Origin of the sequence: Serratia sp. B501, from assembly GCF_051172315.1 — a bacterium.
Classification (GTDB): Bacteria; Pseudomonadota; Gammaproteobacteria; order Enterobacterales; family Enterobacteriaceae; genus Serratia; species Serratia ureilytica.
Genome location: NZ_JBPIZB010000002.1, coordinates 532,294 through 551,891 on the forward strand (window position 1 = coordinate 532,294; position 19,598 = coordinate 551,891).

The window sequence follows — 19,598 nt, forward strand, 5'->3', positions numbered from 1 at the left end:
GACAGTGATAGCAGTCACAAAACAACAAATCTCTCTCCAATATTAGTCTATTTCTCGCAATGGGATCGTAAAGGTTGCGATTTTGTAGCAAAATGACCACTTATGTTAAAATTGCATTGAGTGACAATAACTTATGAAAAAAATCATCTTTGCCTCTGTCTTGGGACTCTCGGGAAACGCCATGGCCGCCGAAACGGTAAATATCACCCTGTTGGGCACCTCCGATCTGCACGGCACTTTCGTGCCCTGGGACTACGCCAGCGACACGGAAAACCTGGCGGGCAGCCTGAGCCAGATAGCCACCCAGGTCAAAAAGGTGCGCGCCGAACAGCCCAACCTGATTCTGGTGGACGCCGGCGACACCATCCAGGGCAACTTCGTCGAAACCTTCAAACAGGAGGCCGTCAGCCCGATGATGCTGGGCCTCAACGCGCTTGACTACGACGTTTGGGTGATGGGCAACCACGAATTCGACTTCGGTCTGCCGGCGCTGGCCACGCCGCTCAAACAGTTTAAAGGCGCGGCGCTGGCGGGCAACATCGTCTGGGACAGCGGCAAACCTTATCTGCCGGCCTATACCATCCTTGAACGCCAGGGCGTGAAGATCGGCATTATCGGCATGGACACGCCGATGACTGCGGAATTCGCCAAGGGCACCGATCGCATCAAAGGGCTAAACTTCACCGATCCGGTACAGGCGGTGAAACAGGTCATCAGGCAGATCGACGGCCAGGTCGACGCGATCGTGCTGGTCGCGCATATGGGCATCGACAACGAGAACCAGCGCCCCGGCACCGGCGTGGCGGACATCGCCAACGCCAACCCGGAGCTGGCGGCGATCGTCGCCGGCCACATGCATGTGAAGATCGACAAAGCGGTGGTGAACGGCGTCATCATCACGGAGCCGGATAAGTACGGTCGCGCGCTGTCACGCATTGACCTGCAATTTGAACGCCGCGATGGCAAATTCACGCTGATCGACAAAAACAGCTACACCTATTCCATCAAGGGGCTGGCGCCGGACAGCGCCATGCAGGCTCTCTACCAGCCGTATCATGACATTTTGCGCGCCAACGCCAACCGAGTCGTGGCGAAGCTGAGCGGCAGCGATCTGGTGCCTGCCGACGAGTTCCGCGGCATTCCTCAGGTACACGTTCAGGATACCGGCATCAGTGAGTTATTCCAGCAGGCCGCCCGTCACTATGCACCGCTGGCGCAGGTGATCGCCCTGCAGATCGACAACGATCGCGCCAAACTGGATGTCGGCGACATCAAGGCCAAGGATATCGCCTTTAACTACCAATACGCCGGCGGCGAGATCACCGTTTATCAGCTCAACGGCAAAGCGCTTAAACGCTACATGGAGTGGTCTGCCGATTATTTCAATCAGCTGCAGCCGGGCGACGTCACCTACAGCTTTAACCCGGCGCGGCGCTCGTCCAAATATTCCACCAACGATTTCTTCGACGGCGTCACTTACACTATCGATCTGCGTCAACCGGCCGGTTCACGCATCGTCAGTCTGCGCCTGGCAGACGGCACGCCGGTCACCGACGACATGCCGATCCGCCTGGGTATGAACAGTTACCGTATGGGCCACCTGACGCAGAAGGGCGGCGCGCTGGAGGGGCAATCCTTCCCGGTGCTGTTCGACAGCAAAGCGCAATACGGTGAAGAAGAAGGCACCATTCGCAACCTGGCTCTGCGCTACCTGACGGAAGTGAAACACGGCCAGTATCAGAGCGTGCCGCCGCAGCGCTGGAAGCTGGTCGGCATGGCGGGATACGAACCGCAGCGGGCGATTGTCAAACGGCTGCTCAATGAAGGCGTTATCCAGGTGCCGACCACCGACGATGGCCGCTACACCAACGTCGCCTCGATCAACGTCAAAGACGCGCTGTTCCACAACGCCGACGATTACCGCACCGCCCTCACCTCGCTGGAGCAACAGCGGCAAGCCGCCGCGGATCCGGTGCTGCAGCGCCGCCTGCAGGATCGGATCGCGCTGATCAAGGCGCTCAACGAGTTCTGATCTTCACCCATAAAAAAGGCCACCCAATGGGTGGCCAAACATGTCGAGATAGTGTTTTTTCGTACTAATATCTTAGCGCTTCAGCACCGCTTTTACCGCGTCGCCGATGTCCGCCAGGCTGCGAACGGTTTTCACGCCCGCCGCTTCCAGCGCAGCAAACTTCTCGTCCGCCGTGCCTTTGCCGCCTGCGATGATGGCGCCCGCGTGGCCCATACGCTTGCCTTTTGGCGCGGTCACGCCGGCGATGTAGCCCACGACCGGTTTGGTGACGTGTTCTTTGATGTAAGCTGCCGCTTCTTCTTCAGCGCTGCCGCCGATCTCACCGATCATCACGATCGCTTCGGTCTGCGGATCCTGCTGGAACATCTTCAGGATATCGATGAAGTTGGAGCCCGGGATCGGGTCACCGCCGATGCCCACGCAGGTGGACTGGCCCAGACCGGCATCGGTGGTTTGTTTCACCGCTTCATAGGTCAGGGTACCGGAGCGGGAAACGATGCCCACTTTGCCCGGCAGGTGGATGTGGCCAGGCATGATGCCGATTTTGCACTCGCCCGGGGTGATCACGCCTGGGCAGTTCGGCCCGATCATGCGCACGCCGGCTTCGTCCAGTTTCACTTTCACGGTCAGCATGTCCAGGGTCGGGATGCCTTCGGTGATGGTAATGATCAATTTGATGCCGGCATCGATCGCTTCCAGAATGGAGTCTTTGCAGAACGGCGCTGGAACGTAGATGACGGAGGCCGTCGCGCCGGTCGCTTCAACCGCTTCGCGCACGGTGTTGAACACCGGCAGACCCAGGTGCTGAGTGCCGCCTTTGCCTGGGGTGACGCCGCCAACCATTTTGGTGCCGTAAGCGATAGCTTGTTCGGAGTGGAAAGTCCCCTGGCTACCGGTGAAGCCCTGGCAAATTACTTTGGTGTTTTTATCGATTAAGATGGACATTATTTACCCTCCACTGCTGCAACAACTTGCTGAGCCGCATCAGTCAGGCTGGTCGCAGCAATGATATTCAGGCCGCTGTCCGCCAGTTTCTTGGCGCCCAGTTCGGCGTTGTTCCCTTCCAGGCGCACAACGACCGGGACGTTAACGCCCACTTCAGCCACTGCGCCGATGATGCCGTCGGCGATCAGATCGCAACGTACGATACCGCCGAAGATGTTAACCAGAACCGCTTTCACCTTGTCGTCGGACAGGATGATTTTGAACGCTTCGGTCACGCGCTCTTTGGTCGCGCCGCCGCCAACGTCCAGGAAGTTGGCCGGTTCACCGCCGTGCAGTTTAACGATGTCCATGGTGCCCATCGCCAGACCGGCGCCGTTCACCATGCAGCCGATGTTGCCGTCGAGGGCAACGTAGTTCAGCTCCCACTGAGCCGCACGGGATTCACGCTCGTCTTCCTGCGAAGGGTCACGCATTTCACGCAGTTCAGGCTGACGGAACAGGGCGTTGCCGTCGGCGCCCAGTTTGCCGTCCAGGCACACCAGATCGCCCTGCTTGGTGATCACCAGCGGGTTGATCTCAACCATCGCCAGGTCGCGCTCCAGGAACAGCGTGGCCAGACCCATGAAGATCTTGGCAAACTGGCTGACTTGCTTGCCGGTCAGGCCCAGTTTGAAGGCCAGTTCACGGCCCTGATAAGGCTGTGGACCCGCCAGCGGATCGATGGTCATTTTGTGGATCAGTTCCGGGGTTTCTTCCGCCACTTTCTCGATTTCCACGCCGCCTTCGGTAGACGCCATGAATACGATGCGACGGGTCGCGCGGTCTACAACGGCCCCCAGGTACAGCTCTTTATCGATGTCGGTCGCCGCTTCTACCAGGATCTGGTTAACCGGCTGGCCCAGCGCGTCAGTCTGGTAAGTCACCAGACGTTTGCCCAACCAGGCTTCCGCGAAGGCACGGATATCTTCTTTGCTGTTGACGACTTTAACGCCGCCCGCTTTACCGCGGCCGCCAGCATGAACCTGACATTTCACCACCCACGGGCCGGAGCCGATTTTGGATGCGGCTTCTTCTGCTTCACGCGGAGTGGTACAGGCGTAACCGGTTGGTGCCGGCATGCCATACCGAGCAAACAGCTGTTTTGCCTGATATTCGTGTAAATTCATGATGTTCTATCCATTCAGTTCTGAAGGTTTTTAGCCGGACCATTGTTACGCGGTAAACCGCATGGTTTTCCGGCCACATAGCACAGAGTGCGGGCGCGGCGTGCCGCGCCCGGCAAGGGTTACTAGACGTCCAGCAGCAGACGAGCCGGATCTTCCAGCATCTCTTTGACCGTCACCAGATAACCGACGGATTCTTTACCGTCGATCAGGCGGTGGTCGTAAGACAGCGCCAGATACATCATCGGCTGGATCACCACCTGACCATTGACCGCCATTGGGCGATCTTTGATGGCGTGCATGCCCAGGATGGCGCTCTGCGGCGGGTTGATGATCGGGGTGGACATCAGGGAGCCGAATACGCCGCCGTTGGTAATGGTGAAGTTACCGCCGGTCAGCTCTTCCACGGTCAGTTTGCCGTCGCGGCCCTTAACGGCCAGCTCTTTGATTTTCTTCTCGATGTCAGCCATGCTCATGGCGTCTACATCGCGCAGTACCGGCGTCACCAGGCCGCGTGGGGTGGAAACCGCGATGCTGATGTCGAAGTAGTTGTGGTAAACCACGTCGGAACCGTCGATCGACGCGTTCACTTCCGGGAAACGCTTCAGCGCTTCAACCACCGCCTTGATGTAGAAGGACATGAAGCCCAGACGCACGCCGTGGCGTTTCTCGAAGGCTTCGCCGTACTGCTTGCGCAGATCCATGATCGGCTGCATGTTGATTTCGTTGAAGGTGGTCAACATCGCGGTGCTGTTTTTCGCTTCCAGCAGACGCTCGGCGACGCGTTTGCGCAGGCGGGTCATCGGCACGCGTTTTTCGCTGCGGCCGGCCAGAGCAGGCTGCGGCGCGGCTTCAGCGGCGGCTGGTTTGGCAGCGGCGCCGCCTTTGGCCAGGTGCGCTTCCACGTCTTCACGCGTAATGCGGCCACCCACGCCGGTGCCTTTGATGGCGCCGGCATCGAGATCGTGTTCAGCAATCAGGCGGCGAATCGCCGGGCTGAGCGCGTCATTGCTTTCTTCTTCCAGGCTCGCGGTCGCGCGCTGTGCAGGCGTGGCTTCTTTCTCCTGGCTCTTCTCAGCGGTCGGCTTGCCGGAGCTGTCGCCCGGACGGATGCGGCCGAGCAGCTGGCGAGACAGTACGGTCGCGCCCTCTTCTTCCACGATAGCATCGAGAATACCCGCTTCACTGGCCGGCACTTCCAACACCACTTTGTCGGTTTCGATTTCAACCAGGACTTCGTCACGCTGAACGCTGTCGCCCGGTTTCTTGTGCCAGGTGGCTACGGTCGCATCGGCAACCGATTCAGGAAGGTCAGGAACCAGAATATCTACGCTACTCATTTAGCTTTCCCTTAAGTTTTTTATCATCTGCTTGCCGGCCCCTCGGCCGGCAAGCGAGCGAACATTAGTCAATATTCAGCGCATCATTCACCAGAGCCTGCTGCTGCTTCTGGTGTACGGACATATAACCCACCGCCGGAGAGGCGGAGGCCGGACGTCCTGCGTAACGTAAAGAAGCCCCGAACGGCACCACTTCACGGAAGTTGTGTTGGCTGCAGTACCAGGCGCCCTGGTTCAGCGGCTCTTCCTGACACCAGACGAAGTCATGCACGTGCGAGTATTGCTCCAGCACGGCCTGCACGGCCTGATGCGGGAACGGATACAACTGCTCGATGCGCACGATGGCCACGTCTTTCTGCTCGTTCTTGCGACGCTGTTCCAGCAGGTCGTAGTAAACCTTACCGGAGCACAGCACGACGCGCTTGACCGCTTTCGGATCCAAATCGTCGATCTCGCCGATCGCCGGCAGGAAGGTGCCGTTGGCCAGCTCGTCCAGCGAAGAGACCGCCAGCGGGTGACGCAGCAGCGACTTCGGCGACATCACCACCAGCGGACGACGCATACCGCGCAGCGCCTGACGACGCAGCATGTGGTAAACCTGCGCCGGCGTGGACGGGACGCACACCTGCATGTTCTGCTCAGCGCACAGCTGCAGATAACGTTCCAGACGCGCGGAGGAGTGCTCTGGGCCCTGGCCTTCATAGCCGTGCGGCAGCAGCATCACCAGGCCGCACATACGGCCCCATTTTTGCTCGCCGGAGCTGATGAACTGGTCGATAACAACCTGCGCGCCGTTGGCGAAGTCGCCGAACTGCGCTTCCCAGATGGTCAGCGTGCGCGGTTCTGCCGTGGCGTAGCCGTATTCGAACGCCAGCACCGCCTCTTCAGACAGCACGGAGTCCCAGACCTTGAATTCGCCCTGGCCGCTGTGGATATTCGCCAGCGGAACATAGACCGAACCGTTTTTCTGGTTGTGCACCACCGCGTGACGGTGGAAGAAAGTGCCGCGGCCGGCATCTTCGCCGGAGATGCGGATTGGAATGCCTTCATCCGCCATGGTGGCGTAGGCCAGCGTTTCGGCGGCGCCCCAGTCGAACGGCTTGTTGCCCGCCGCCATCTCGGCGCGGTCAGCGTAGATTTTCGCCACGCGTGACTGCATTTCGATCGCTTCCGGCACGGTGCTGATGCGGCGGCCCAGTTCCTGCAGACGCTTCATCTCAACCTTGCTCGGGTACTCTTCGTCCCACTCGTGGTTCAGGTACGGCGACCAGGTGAAGGAGTGCAGATTCATCGGACGCCATTCTTCAACCACACAATCGCCGCGGTCGAGCGCATCACGATACAGGTTGACCATTTCCGTGGCATCTTCCAGGCTGGCCACTTTCTGTTCGGTCAGAATGTCAGCGTAGATTTTGCGCGGCGTAGGGTGTTTCTTGATCTTCTGATACATCACCGGCTGGGTGGCGCTCGGCTCATCGGCCTCGTTGTGCCCATGGCGACGGTAGCAGACCAGATCGATCATCACGTCACGCTTAAAGGTGTTACGGAAATCCAACGCCAGGCGAGTGACGAAGGCCACGGCTTCCGGATCGTCCGCGTTAACGTGGAAGATCGGCGCCTGAACCATTTTGGCGATGTCGGTGCAATATTCGGTAGAGCGCGCATCCAGCGGGTTGGAGGTGGTGAAGCCAACCTGGTTGTTGATGACGATGCGCACAGTGCCGCCCACTTCGTAGCCGCGAGCCTGAGACATGTTCAGGGTTTCCTGAACCACGCCCTGGCCGGTAATGGCGGCGTCGCCGTGGATGGTGATCGGCAGCACCATGTTGCTGCGCGCTTCGTCCAGACGATCGCGACGGGCGCGAACCGACCCCATGACCACCGGGCTGACGATCTCCAGGTGCGACGGGTTGAACGCCAGCGCCAGGTGAACCATGCCGCCTTCGGTTTCCACGTCGGAGGAGAAGCCCTGGTGATATTTCACGTCACCGGTGCCGAGGTGTTCTTTATGCTTGCCGGCGAATTCGTCGAACAGGTCGGCCGGCTTTTTGCCCAGCACGTTGATCAGCACGTTCAGACGGCCGCGGTGGGCCATGCCCAACACCACTTCACGCGTGCCGTTCTTGCCGGCGTGGCGCACCATCTCTTTCAGCATCGGCACCAGCGCGTCGCCGCCTTCCAGCGAGAAGCGTTTGGCGCCCGGGAATTTGGCGCCCAGGTAGCGTTCCAGGCCTTCCGCAGCGGTCAGCTCGTTCAGGAAACGGCGTTTTTCGTCGGCGGTAAAGCTGGCGCGCCCCACCACCGACTCGATGCGCTGCTGGATCCAGCGTTTCTCTTCGGTGTTGGTGATGTGCATGTATTCAGCGCCGATCGAACCGCAGTAGGTCTGCTTCAGCGCGGCGTACAGATCGCCCAGCTTCATGGTTTCTTTGCCGATGGCGAAAGAGCCCACGTTGAAGGTTTCCTGGAAATCGGCTTCGGTCAGGTTGTGGTAAGCGGGCTCAAGGTCAGGAACTTGCTCACGCTGCCACAGGCCGAGCGGATCGAGGTTGGCATGCTGATGTCCGCGGAAGCGGAAGGCGTTGATCAGCTGCAGTACCTTGACCTGTTTGGCGTCGGTTGCCGGATCGGTGATGGTGGTGTTGTAGCGCGCGGAGTCTTTCGCCAGGCGGCGGAAGTAGTCGCGCGTTTGAGAGTGGAGCTGATCGGGTTTGACACCCGCGGTTGGTAGCTGTTGAAAAATGGAACGCCAGCTATCTTCAACGGAACCCGGATCGGTTAAGAAATCTTCATAGAGCTGCTCTATGTAAGACTGGTTCGCGCCCGCCAGATAGGAGGAATCCAGCCAGGCCTTCATTGCGCCGTTCTGCATCATGATCCCTTAAGCTTTGAAGCTTTAGTTTTCGCCGTGGTTAACATAATTACCGTGATGAATACGGTTTGCCGTAAAACGGTTCACTCGACGTACTTGCGGCCATGACGGCCCGATACGTTCTGTTATGGACCTTGCGGTCCCTTACAAGGAACCTCTAAAAACCGGCGGAAGAACCAGGCTGCATAGCGCCGCAGCCGCGGGTCAGTTTTTAGAGGTTCCCTCCCCTATGGGATGTGCGCCGGAAAAGAGCCCGGCGCAGCATCTCATTCCGTTTATGCGCCGCGTTGCAGCAGCATGGACTTGATATGCCCGATCGCACGCGTCGGGTTCAAGCCTTTAGGACATACACTGACACAATTCATAATGCTATGGCAGCGGAAAACACTAAAAGCATCGTCCAGATCATCTAAACGTTCTTGCGTTTCCGTGTCACGGCTGTCGATCAGGAAGCGATACGCCGCCAACAGACCGGCAGGCCCGATGAACTTGTCCGGGTTCCACCAGAACGATGGGCAAGAAGTCGAGCAGCAGGCGCACAGGATGCACTCGTACAGACCGTCCAGCTTGGCGCGCTGTTCCGGCGACTGCAGGTGCTCACGCGCCGGCGGATTCTTGCCGTCGTTCAGCAGGTAAGGCTTGATCTTTTCATACTGAGTGTAGAACTGCCCCATATCCACCACCAGATCGCGCACCACCGGCAGCCCCGGCAGCGGACGGATCACGATCTTGCCGTTGCCTTTGCGCAGCGACGAAACCGGAGTGATGCACGCCAGGCCATTTTTACCGTTCATGTTCAGGCCGTCGGAACCGCACACGCCTTCGCGGCATGAGCGACGGAACGACAGGGTCGGATCTTTTTCTTTCAGCTGGATCAACGCATCCAGCAGCATCATGTCACGGCCTTCTTCCGCTTCCAGGGTGTAGTCCTGCATGTGCGGCGCGTCGTCGACATCCGGATTGTAGCGATAAATGGAAAATTCGAGTTTCATCTGTCGATCTCCGCAATTAGTAAGAACGCACTTTCGGCGGGAATGCCGGGCGCAGCTTCGGTTGCATGTTCACTTCACGACGCGTCATGCTTTCCGATTGCGGCAGATACAGCGAATGGCACAGCCAGTTGGCGTCATCGCGTTCCGGGTAGTCGAAGCGGCTGTGTGCGCCACGGCTCTCGGTACGGAAGTTGGCCGACACGGCGGTGGAATACGCGGTCTCCATCAGGTTATCCAACTCCAGGCACTCGATGCGCTGGGTGTTGAACTCGCTGGAGGTATCGTCCAGGCGTGCGTTCTTCAGACGTTCACGGATCACTTTCAGTTCTTCCAGGCCCTTGGCCATCGCATCGCCTTCGCGGAATACCGAGAAGTTGTGCTGCATGCAAGACTGCAGCGCTTTGCGAATTTCGACCGGGTCTTCGCCGGAACGGGTATTGTTCCAACGGTTCAGACGATCAAGCGAAGCTTCCACGTCGGAGTCGCTGGCGTCACGGCTCACGCCCTGCTCTTCCAACGATTCCTGCAGGTGCATGCCGGCGGAACGGCCGAACACCACCAGGTCCAGCAGCGAGTTGCCGCCCAGACGATTGGCGCCGTGCACCGATACGCAGGCGATTTCGCCCACGGCGAACAGCCCAGGGATCACCACGTCTTCGCCTTTCTCGTTTACGGTCAACGCCTGACCGGTCACCTTGGTCGGAATGCCGCCCATCATATAGTGACAGGTTGGGATAACCGGGATCGGCTCTTTCACCGGATCGACGTGCGCGAAGGTGCGGGACAGCTCAAGAATGCCCGGCAGACGGGATTCCAGCACCTCTTTGCCCAGGTGATCCAGCTTCAGCTTGGCGTGCGGGCCCCAAGGACCGTCACAGCCGCGGCCTTCGCGGATTTCGATCATGATCGAACGGGCAACCACGTCGCGCCCCGCCAGATCTTTGGCGTTCGGCGCATAACGCTCCATGAAGCGCTCGCCGTGTTTGTTCAACAGGTAACCGCCTTCGCCGCGGCAGCCTTCGGTCACCAGCACGCCCGCGCCGGCGATGCCGGTCGGGTGGAACTGCCACATTTCCATGTCCTGCACCGGCACGCCGGCGCGCAGCGCCATGCCGACACCGTCGCCGGTGTTGATGTGGGCGTTGGTGGTGGACTGGTAAATACGGCCTGCGCCGCCGGTCGCCAGCACGGTGGCCTTGGCTTTGAAGTAAACCACTTCACCGGTTTCGATGCAGATAGCCGTGGTGCCGACCACCGCGCCGTCCTGGTTTTTCACCAGATCGAGCGCATACCACTCAGAGAAAATGGTGGTGTGGTTTTTCAGGTTCTGTTGGTACAGGGTGTGCAGCAGCGCGTGGCCGGTACGGTCGGCTGCGGCGGCGGTACGCGCCGCCTGCTCGCCGCCGAAGTTCAGCGACTGACCGCCGAACGGGCGCTGGTAGATGCGGCCGTCGTCCAGGCGAGAGAACGGCAGGCCCATGTGTTCCAGTTCCAGAATCGCTTCCGGGCCGGTTTTACACATATATTCGATGGCGTCCTGGTCACCGATATAGTCGGAACCTTTCACCGTGTCGTACATATGCCATTCCCAGTTGTCCTCGTGGCTGTTGCCGAGCGCGACGGTGATGCCGCCCTGGGCGGACACGGTATGGGAACGGGTCGGGAAAACTTTGGACAGCAGGGCACAGGTCGAGCCCGCTTGGGAAATTTGCAGCGCGGCACGCATGCCCGCACCGCCGGCGCCGATTACGACGGCATCAAACTCTCTGACTGGCAGTTTCATTTAAGCACCCCACACTACGATTGTTCCGTACAGTAAATAGACCAGCAACGCGACCACGACAGCCAGCTGCAACACCAGGCGAACCGCCAGCGGCTTGACGTAGTCCGTCAGCACCTGCCACAGCCCGATCCAGGCGTGCACCAGAATCGACAGCAAGGTCAGCAGAGTGAACACTTTCGTAATGGAAGTGGCGAAGAAACCGCGCCAGATGTCATAAGTGAGTTCCGGAGCCGTGACGAAAAAGCCCAGGATATACAGGACGTACAGGGTGATGATGATAGCGGAAGCACGCAGCAGCAGCCAATCGTGCACGCCGTTGCGCCCTAATGCAGAAACGTTGTTTACCATACGAGGACTCCAGCCAGAACTGACAGCACGACGGTCAGACCGATCGCCACCTGGGCGGAACGGGTGCCGGCGGCCAAACTCTCTTCGATGTAGCCAAAATCCATTAACAAGTGACGGATGCCACCGCAAATGTGATAGGCCAGCGCCGTGAGGATGCCCCAGAATATGAATTTGACGATGAAGCTATTCATGATGGCGGCCGCCTGCAGGAACCCCTCTTGGGAAGAGAGTGACAGGCCCAGCAGCCAGAGGAGGATACCCACGGCAACGAAGGTAATTACGCCAGAGACTCGGTGTAAGATAGACGCTATCGCAGTTACGGGGAACCGGATCGTTTGCAGATCCAAGTTGACAGGTCGTTGTTTTTTCACGTATTTGCCCACACAGCTCTTATTATTTTCCTTCCTCCGGGCCTGGGCGGGGATCAGACAGCGTTAAGAGCCTAAAACCCTTACACGTCACGCGCTCAAACATCAACATCCTCTGTGCTCAAACGGCGCGCATTTATAACGCTGGGTGCTCCTACTTCAGGGTAATCCGGAGACCTGGCGGCAGTATAGGAGGATCACATTCTGATTACAATTCTCATACAACCGCTTTGATAACATTTCCCCCGAACAGTGATTCAGATCACGGATTTCACAATTAGTGCAAAATTAATTATCTGATTTGACAAGAGATCAACATTTCCATTACATATAGGGGCACAAACGGTCCTATGATGCGCTACGGGTCAGCAGATACACTTCCCCCCGGGTTCGAGTTATGCAACAGTGTATTTGGCGAACCTATCCCAATAGCCGTTGTTTCCCGCTCGATTTTGCCGGCGTCAAAAAGCAAATAAAGCAAATAAAAACAGTTTATTGGGATAGGTTCACATCTCTTCGAACAGCTCATAGGTAAGATTAACAGACTATAACGAATTACTCTGAATCGTTAACAACTGGTCACCCGTCTCGTTCGCCTGGTCAGCACTCTGTACCCTACCCGCGCACAGTTGCGCAGTCGCTCACAGAGTTAGCGTCCGCACCATTTTTTGCGGGCAACCTGCAGAGATTTAAGGTATTTCAGTTGTTAGTGGTTTTTAAAATAAGGCGCTAAGGAGACAGTAAATGACTGATAAGAAAGCGACGCTAACCATTAACGACAGCGAAGCTCCGATCGAACTGGGCGTATTGACACCGACACTGGGCCCTGATGTCCTCGATGTCCGCGCTCTGGGTTCCAAAGGTTATTTCACATTTGATCCCGGCTTTACCTCCACCGCTTCTTGCGAATCCAAGATTACCTTCATCGACGGCGACAAAGGCGTGCTGCTGCACCGCGGCTTCCCTATCGAACAGCTGGCGAAAGAATCTTCCTACCTGGAAGTGTGCTACATCCTGCTGTACGGCGAGACCCCGACGCCGGAAGAGTTCGAGACCTTCAAAACGACCGTTACCCGCCACACCATGATCCACGACCAGATCACCCATCTGTTCCGTGGCTTCCGTCGCGACTCGCACCCGATGGCGGTGCTGTGCGGCGTGACCGGCGCGCTGGCGGCGTTCTACCACGATGCGCTGGACGTCAACAACGAGCGTCACCGTGAAATCACCGCGTTCCGTCTGCTGTCCAAAATGCCGACCGTGGCCGCGATGTGCTACAAATACTCCCTGGGCCAGCCGTTCGTTTATCCGCGCAACGATCTGTCCTATGCCGGCAACTTCCTGCACATGATGTTCGCCACCCCGTGCGAAGAGTACGTGGTGAACCCGGTATTGGAACGCGCCATGGATCGCATCCTGATCCTGCACGCCGACCATGAGCAGAACGCCTCTACCTCGACCGTGCGCACCGCCGGCTCTTCCGGCGCCAACCCGTTCGCCTGCATCGCGGCCGGCATCGCCTCCCTGTGGGGGCCGGCGCACGGCGGCGCCAACGAAGCGGCGCTAAAAATGCTGGAAGAGATCAAGACCGTCGATCACATTCCGGAATTCATCAAGCGCGCCAAGGACAAGAACGACTCCTTCCGCCTGATGGGCTTCGGCCACCGCGTGTACAAGAACTACGATCCGCGCGCCACCGTGATGCGCGAGACCTGTCACGAAGTGCTGAAAGAGCTGAACAAGAAGGACGACAACCTGCTGCAGGTGGCGATGGAGCTGGAGCACATCGCGCTGAACGACCCGTACTTCATCGAGAAGAAACTGTACCCGAACGTCGACTTCTACTCCGGCATCATCCTGAAGGCGATGGGCATTCCTTCTTCCATGTTCACCGTGATCTTCGCCATCGCGCGCACCATCGGCTGGATCGCGCACTGGAACGAAATGCACGACGAAGGCATCAAAATTGCTCGTCCGCGTCAGCTGTACACCGGCTATGCCGAGCGTGATTTCAAATCCCAGCTGAAAACCAAGTAAGCCGCTTCCCCGGCTGAAACCGCACAGCGCCGCCCCTTCGGGCGGCGTTTTTTTTGCTTATTTCTGGCAGCCCGGGCACCAATAAAACGGCCGCGACGACAGGTCGGTGCGCACAATCATCGCGCCGCAGCGCTCACAGGGCTCGCCGCTGCGATGAAACACCTTGAAGCGAAACAGCGCGCCGTGATGGCGGTTCTCATCCGCCTGCCCGCGAGTCTGATAGGAAAGACGCGGCACCGCCAGCAGCGCCTCCGCCAGACGCCAAAGCGCTTCCGGCGCCAGATCCTGCGGTTTGTGCTGCGGCGCCAGTTCGGCCTGCCACAGAATTTCGGCGCGCAGATAATTGCCCAATCCGGCGAGAAACGCCTGGTCGAGCAGCATGCCGCCCAGCTGCCTGCGGCGAAAACGCGGCGTCAGCAAACGCTCCTGCACCTCAGCCACCGTCAACGACATGTCCAGCACGTCGGGGCCGATGCGTTGCAGGAACGGGTGCTGTTCTATCTCCTCCCGCGGCCCGACGGTGATGTCGGACGCGCTGTAGAGCAATATTGCGCTGCGAGCGGTTTCCAGCCGCACCCGCAGATCGCGCTTGGTCTCCGGCGTCTCTCCCGCCGCCGCCACTTTCCATACGCCGTACAGCTGGTTATGGCTGTACATCGTCAGCCCATTGGAAAAGTGGGTCAACAGCGCCTTGCCGCGCGGCTCGATGGCGACGATGCGCTCGCCGAGCAAACGCTGGCGGTAGTGCTTCAACTGGGGAAAAGCGAAATCGACGGCGGTCAGCGGCTGATCGATCACCGCCGCCGCCAGTTTGTCCGCCGCCCGGTGGATCTCCGGTCCTTCCGGCATAGACCACTCCTTGCGTAGACCCGGCGCAGCCCGATGCGCCGGGGATTCTCTTGATTAATGCGTCGCGCCGCCCACCACTTTCAGATCGTGTTCCACCTGCAAAGCGATGGAAACGGCCAGCTCCAGCGCAAACAGCACCGTCGAAGCCGCCATGCTCGGCGCGCCGGGGTGCGCCGCCGCCTGCTCAGGCAGATACGGGATATGGATAAAACCGCCCTTCACCTCGCGTTGGCCGCTCAAACGGTGCAGCAGCCCATACATCACATGGTTGCACACGTAGGTGCCGGCAGTCTGCGAAACGGCGGCCGGAATGCCGGCCTCGCGCATCGAACTCACCATCGCTTTGATCGGCAAAGTGCTGAAATAGGCCGCCGGACCGCCGGCGACGATCGGCTCATCCACCGGCTGCTGCCCCTGATTGTCGGGAATACGCGCGTCGTCGACGTTGATCGCCACCCGTTCAATCGTGATATCGGTGCGGCCGCCGGCCTGGCCGATAGCCAGCACCATCACCGGCTGCACCTCGTCGATCGCCGCATTGAGCGCCTCCAGCGCGGCGCCGAACACGCACGGCAACTGGCGCGCCACGATACGCGTGCCCACCAGTTCCATATCGTTGAGCTGCTTCACCACTTCCCAGGAGGGATTGAGGCGCTCGCCGCCAAACGGCTCGAAGCCGGTAATCAATACTTTTTGCATCCTTACTCCTACAGGAACATCAGGAAATACAGCAGGAACACGTTAACCAACAGCAGCAGCACGCCAGTCGGCACCTGCGCCTTGATCACCGCATTCTTGTCCGGCAACTCCAGCAGCGCCGCCGGCACAATGTTGAAGTTCGCCGCCATCGGCGTCATCAGGGTGCCGCAATAGCCGGAGAACATGCCGATCGCCGCCATCACCGCCGGGTTGCCGCCGTGCTGCAACACCAGGATCGGAATGCCGATGCCGGCGGTAACGATCGGGAACGCGGCGAAGGCGTTGCCCATCACCATGGTCAGCACTGCCATACCGATAGCGTAGACCGCCACGGCGATAAAGCGGTTATCGACCGCCAGATATTCCTGGGTCAAATGCGAGATCGCAGTGCCGACGCCGGCGACGGTAAACAGCAGCCCCAGCGTGGCGAGGATCTGCGGCAGAATGAACGCCCAGCCGATCGAATCCAGCAGGCGCCGCGCTTCCTGTATCGGCTGCAGCGCCTTCTCATGGGTCATTGTCACCGCGATCGCCAACCCGATCAGGCAGCCGACGGTCATCGAGAACAGGGTAATTAGCGTCGCGTGGTTACCGCTGCCGAATACCGCGTTTTGCAACGCCGGCACGTTGTTAAACAGCAGCACGCCGACCACCGTCACCACCGGGATCGCCAGCGCGGGAATGAACAGCTTGTTGCCCAGGCGCTTGGCGCTCGCCTCGCGCTCCTGCGGCGTCCGCTGGTGATAGCTGCCGAGGCGCACGCCGCCGAAGCCGGCAATCAGAGCCATCACCACCACCACCGCGCCAACGATGATATGCAGCATGCGTTTTTCGTTGCTGCCCTCACCCAGTACATCGCCCAACAGGCGATAAGTCCAGTCGCCGACCAGGAATACCAGGCCGTACAGCCCCCAAAACAGCCCGGTGGTGATGCGGCGCGGGTTGGCGCGATCGCGCAAGGACATCACCGCCACAATCAGCAGCACCGCGCCGGCCAGCCAGTAAAGGTATTGTTGCTGGAAGTTCATCGCGCTTCCCCCTTCGCCTGCAGCGCCGCCTGATTCAGCTGCGCCAGCTCGGCGCTCAGCTGTTTATCCATCCGATACAGCCGGAAGGCGTGAATCAGGAAAGCGAAAATGGCGGTCGGAATGCCCCACAGCGCGATATGCAGCGGCTCGGTTTGAATGCCGCCGGACTCCAGCATAAAGTTATGCATGAAGATGATCGCACCGAAGGCCACGAAGATATCCTCGCCGAAGAACAGCCCGACGTTGTCGGTAGCGGCCGACATGGCGCGCAGGCGGTGGCGGGTGCGCTCCGGCAGCTCGCCGTAACGGTTTTCCGTCGCCCCTTCCGCCATCGGCGCCAGCAGCGGCCGCACCATCTGCGGATGCCCGCCCAGGCTGGTCAGCCCCATCGCCGCGGTGATCTCGCGCACGAACAGGTACACGATCAGCAAACGGCCGGCGGTGGCGCTTTTGATCTTGGCGATCCACGCCTGCGCCCGCTCTTTCAGCCCGTGACGTTCCAGCAGGCCGATCACCGCCAGCGGCAGCAGCAGGATCAGCGGCAGGTTTCGGGTATTGAGAAAGCCCTCGCCGAGCTTTTCCAGAATGACGTCCAGCGGCATCAGCGCCGCCAGACCGGTGATGATGCCGGCGGCGATCACCACCAGCACCGGATTGAAACGCAATACAAACCCGACCACGATCGCGGCGATGCCGATCAGTGGCCAGAGATTCACGGCCTGTTCCATAGTCTTCCCTCGATATTTTCTAATAATTTTTTTGTTTGTGATGTTGTGTCTTGCTTTACTGCTCTGCGCTGACGCGGATGCCCTGTTGAACAAAACTGTCCCGCAGCTTGCGCGCATACGCCAGCGCATGCTCGCCGTCCCCGTGCAGGCAGACGGTCTCCGCCTGTACGGCGGTCCAAACGCCATCGACGCTGCGCACCCGGTGATGGCGCACCATCTCCAGGGTTTGCGCCAGCGCTTGTTCGTCATCCTCGATCAATGCCCCCGGCAAACCACGCGGCACCAGCGTGCCGTCGGCCTGATAACCGCGATCGGCGAACACCTCCTGCCGGGTGGTCAGACCGAGCCGTTGCCCGGCGCGGATCAGCTCGCTGCCGGCCAGCCCCACCAGCCGCAGCGCCGGATCGACCGCCTGCACCGCCCGGGCGATGGCTTCTGCCAGTGCCGGCTCAACCGCCGCCTGGTTGTACAGCATGCCGTGCGGCTTAACGTGCACCATCACCCCGCCCTCGGCGCGGGCGATGGCCGCCAGCGCCCCGAGCTGATACACCACCTGCGCGTACACCGTTTCCGGCGGTAGCTGCATGCGAGTGCGGCCGAAATTCTCCCGATCGGGAAAACTCGGGTGGGCGCCGATCGCCACGCCGTACTGCAATGCCCAGCGCACCGACTGACGCATGGTCTGCGCATCGCCGGCGTGGAAGCCGCAGGCGATGTTGGCCGAGCTCACCAATTGCAACAGCGCTTGGTCGTTGGCGCAGCCTTCGCCGAGATCGGCGTTCAAATCAACGATCATGTAACCCCCAGGCAATCTGTCGAAGGAAAAGATCCTGCTCGGCCTTGGCGCGCTGCGCCTCGGCCAGTGAACAGAGAACGAAATGGATCGGTTCGCCGAGACGGATCTGCGCCAAATGGTAAAGATCGGCTTCGATCACGCAGGCGATGCGCGGGTAACCGCCGGTGGTTTGCGCATCGGCCATCAGCACGATCGGCTGGCCGTTGTGCGGCACCTGCACCACGCCGGGCATCAGGCCGTGCGACAGCATCTCTCTGTCGGTGGTGCGTGCCAGCGGCGTGCCGCCGTGCAGACGGTAGCCCATGCGGTTGCTCTGCGGGCTGAGCTGCCAGGCGGCGCGCCAAAACGCATCTTGCGCCTCTTCGCTGAATTCGGCGTACTCCGGCCCCGGCAACGCACGGATGCGATTGGTGAACAGCAACTGCTTCACGCCACAGCGGGTTTGCGGTTCAGCGGCGGATTTGCCCAGCGGCAACCGATCGCCGTCCTTCAGATTACGCCCCTCGCACCCGCCAAAAGCGGCTTTCATGTCGGTGCTGCGCGAGCCCAGCATTTCCGGCACGGCGATACCGCCGGCGATCGCGAGATAACTGCGCATGCCGCGCTTCGGCGTGCCCAGCACCAGCCGCTGCCCCTTTTTCACCGGGTAGCGCCAGCCGGTCCACAGCGGCTTACCGTCCAGCTGCGCGTCGCAGCCGGCGCCGGTCAGGGCGATCCAGCCGGGACGGGTAAACTCGGCGCTGAACTGGCCGAGCGTGATCTCCAGCCCGGCGGCCTCCGGCGCGTTGCCCACCAGCAGGTTGGCGATCTTCAGCGCCGGTTGATCCAACGCGCCGCCGGTACTGATGCCCAGACGGCGAAATCCTTCACGGCCCAAATCCTGCACCGTGGTATAGATGCCGGCGCGCAGAATAATCAGCATACGCCCTCCTTCTGCGGCACAAAGCGTACGCTATCGCCCGGGCGCAGCAGCGTCGGCGGCATTTCATGGGGATTGAACAACGCCAGCGGCGTGCGGCCGATCAGCTGCCAGCCGCCGGGCGTCGCCAGCGGATAGATGCCGGTCTGGCCGCCGCCGATACCGACGGAGCCGGCCGCCACCGCCAGACGCGGTTCGGCGCGGCGCGGCGTCGCCAGTTTTTCCGGCATGCCGCCCAAATAGGAGAAGCCCGGCTGAAAGCCGAGAAAATAGACCACGTAAGCCGCCGCCGCATGGCATTCCACCACCTGTCGCGGCGTCATGCCGGTATGGCGCGCCACCTCATCCAGATCAGGGCCCTGTTCCCCGCCGTAGACAACCGGGATCTCCACCTGACGCGACTCCGGCGTCAGGCGCTCTTTGCTTTCCCACCCCTGCTGCAGTAACGCGAGCATCGCTTCGGCGTCGGCCTGCGGCGTATGCAACAGCAGCGTCAGGTTGTTCATTCCCGGCACCACTTCCCGCACGTCGGGATGATGATTCAGCTTTTCCGCCAGCGCCCAGATGCGCTGCTGGCTCGACAACGTCACCGGCGGCGACAGTTCAAGCACTACCGCTCTTTCACCTAAAAGGTAATAACGCGCTTGTTGCACCCTTATTCTCCTTATTATTATCGCGCTGAAAAACACACCAGTTATG

17 protein-coding genes are annotated in these 19,598 nt (G+C 60.0%); 2 read left to right on the plus strand and 15 right to left on the minus strand.

Annotated features, from left to right (window positions below; all coding sequences use genetic code 11):
• Nucleotides 1–133 precede the first annotated feature (133 nt).
• The gene (locus tag ACSBQV_RS09090) at nucleotides 134–2,032 is read left to right on the plus strand and encodes a bifunctional metallophosphatase/5'-nucleotidase (protein WP_099785360.1); all 1,899 of its coding nucleotides are present in this window, start codon (nucleotides 134–136) and stop codon (nucleotides 2,030–2,032) included.
• A gap of 72 nt (nucleotides 2,033–2,104) precedes the next feature.
• On the opposite strand, the gene sucD is transcribed toward ACSBQV_RS09090, so the two are convergent.
• The 8 genes from sucD to sdhC form a co-directional block, all read right to left on the minus strand.
• Nucleotides 2,105–2,977, minus strand: a complete 873-nt coding sequence (gene sucD / locus ACSBQV_RS09095; RefSeq protein ID WP_004939878.1) for a succinate--CoA ligase subunit alpha — start codon at nucleotides 2,975–2,977, stop codon at nucleotides 2,105–2,107.
• The gene (gene sucC / locus ACSBQV_RS09100; protein ID WP_015376978.1) at nucleotides 2,977–4,143 is read right to left on the minus strand and encodes an ADP-forming succinate--CoA ligase subunit beta; all 1,167 of its coding nucleotides are present in this window, start codon (nucleotides 4,141–4,143) and stop codon (nucleotides 2,977–2,979) included. The genes sucD and sucC overlap by 1 nt, the downstream gene beginning before the upstream one ends.
• Before the next feature lie 122 nt (nucleotides 4,144–4,265).
• Complete coding sequence (gene odhB / locus ACSBQV_RS09105; RefSeq protein ID WP_033642197.1) at nucleotides 4,266–5,480, minus strand: 2-oxoglutarate dehydrogenase complex dihydrolipoyllysine-residue succinyltransferase; 1,215 nt, start codon at nucleotides 5,478–5,480, stop codon at nucleotides 4,266–4,268.
• 64 nt (nucleotides 5,481–5,544) lie between these two features.
• Nucleotides 5,545–8,352 carry a 2-oxoglutarate dehydrogenase E1 component gene (gene sucA, locus ACSBQV_RS09110; protein ID WP_033644215.1) on the minus strand — a complete coding sequence of 936 codons (2,808 nt, stop codon included), beginning with the start codon at nucleotides 8,350–8,352 and terminating at the stop codon, nucleotides 5,545–5,547.
• A 275-nt stretch (nucleotides 8,353–8,627) separates the two neighbouring features.
• Entirely contained in the window at nucleotides 8,628–9,344 is a 717-nt protein-coding gene (locus ACSBQV_RS09115; RefSeq protein WP_015376975.1) for a succinate dehydrogenase iron-sulfur subunit, read from the minus strand.
• A gap of 16 nt (nucleotides 9,345–9,360) precedes the next feature.
• Entirely contained in the window at nucleotides 9,361–11,127 is a 1,767-nt protein-coding gene (gene sdhA / locus ACSBQV_RS09120) for a succinate dehydrogenase flavoprotein subunit (RefSeq protein WP_015376974.1), read from the minus strand.
• On the minus strand, nucleotides 11,128–11,475 hold the full coding sequence (sdhD, locus tag ACSBQV_RS09125; protein WP_004939891.1) for a succinate dehydrogenase membrane anchor subunit: 348 nt from the start codon (nucleotides 11,473–11,475) through the stop codon (nucleotides 11,128–11,130).
• Complete coding sequence (sdhC, locus tag ACSBQV_RS09130; protein ID WP_004939893.1) at nucleotides 11,469–11,858, minus strand: succinate dehydrogenase cytochrome b556 subunit; 390 nt, start codon at nucleotides 11,856–11,858, stop codon at nucleotides 11,469–11,471. The genes sdhD and sdhC overlap by 7 nt, the downstream gene beginning before the upstream one ends.
• A gap of 729 nt (nucleotides 11,859–12,587) precedes the next feature.
• On the opposite strand from sdhC, the gene ACSBQV_RS09135 reads away from it, so the two are divergent.
• Entirely contained in the window at nucleotides 12,588–13,880 is a 1,293-nt protein-coding gene (locus ACSBQV_RS09135; RefSeq protein WP_033642196.1) for a citrate synthase, read from the plus strand.
• A gap of 57 nt (nucleotides 13,881–13,937) precedes the next feature.
• Here the strand turns inward: ACSBQV_RS09135 and nei are convergent, their stop codons facing one another.
• The 7 genes from nei to pxpB are packed head-to-tail and all read right to left on the minus strand — an operon-like array spanning nucleotide 13,938 to nucleotide 19,552.
• Nucleotides 13,938–14,729, minus strand: a complete 792-nt coding sequence (gene nei, locus ACSBQV_RS09140) for an endonuclease VIII (RefSeq protein WP_099785362.1) — start codon at nucleotides 14,727–14,729, stop codon at nucleotides 13,938–13,940.
• Between the two features lie 54 nt (nucleotides 14,730–14,783).
• Nucleotides 14,784–15,428 (minus strand): pyroglutamyl-peptidase I, encoded by a 645-nt coding sequence (gene pcp / locus ACSBQV_RS09145; protein WP_016928732.1) that lies wholly within the window; start codon nucleotides 15,426–15,428, stop codon nucleotides 14,784–14,786.
• 8 nt (nucleotides 15,429–15,436) lie between these two features.
• The gene (locus ACSBQV_RS09150) at nucleotides 15,437–16,456 is read right to left on the minus strand and encodes a DUF979 domain-containing protein (protein ID WP_033642193.1); all 1,020 of its coding nucleotides are present in this window, start codon (nucleotides 16,454–16,456) and stop codon (nucleotides 15,437–15,439) included.
• Entirely contained in the window at nucleotides 16,453–17,184 is a 732-nt protein-coding gene (locus ACSBQV_RS09155) for a DUF969 domain-containing protein (protein ID WP_016928734.1), read from the minus strand. The genes ACSBQV_RS09150 and ACSBQV_RS09155 overlap by 4 nt, the downstream gene beginning before the upstream one ends.
• 55 nt (nucleotides 17,185–17,239) lie before the next feature.
• Nucleotides 17,240–17,980 carry a 5-oxoprolinase subunit PxpA gene (pxpA, locus tag ACSBQV_RS09160; protein WP_004939906.1) on the minus strand — a complete coding sequence of 247 codons (741 nt, stop codon included), beginning with the start codon at nucleotides 17,978–17,980 and terminating at the stop codon, nucleotides 17,240–17,242.
• Nucleotides 17,970–18,902, minus strand: a complete 933-nt coding sequence (gene pxpC / locus ACSBQV_RS09165) for a 5-oxoprolinase subunit PxpC (protein WP_047572334.1) — start codon at nucleotides 18,900–18,902, stop codon at nucleotides 17,970–17,972. The genes pxpA and pxpC overlap by 11 nt, the downstream gene beginning before the upstream one ends.
• A complete protein-coding gene (pxpB, locus tag ACSBQV_RS09170; RefSeq protein WP_099785366.1) occupies nucleotides 18,896–19,552 on the minus strand; it encodes a 5-oxoprolinase subunit PxpB in 657 nt (218 codons plus the stop codon). The genes pxpC and pxpB overlap by 7 nt, the downstream gene beginning before the upstream one ends.
• Between the last annotated feature and the right edge of the window lie 46 nt (nucleotides 19,553–19,598).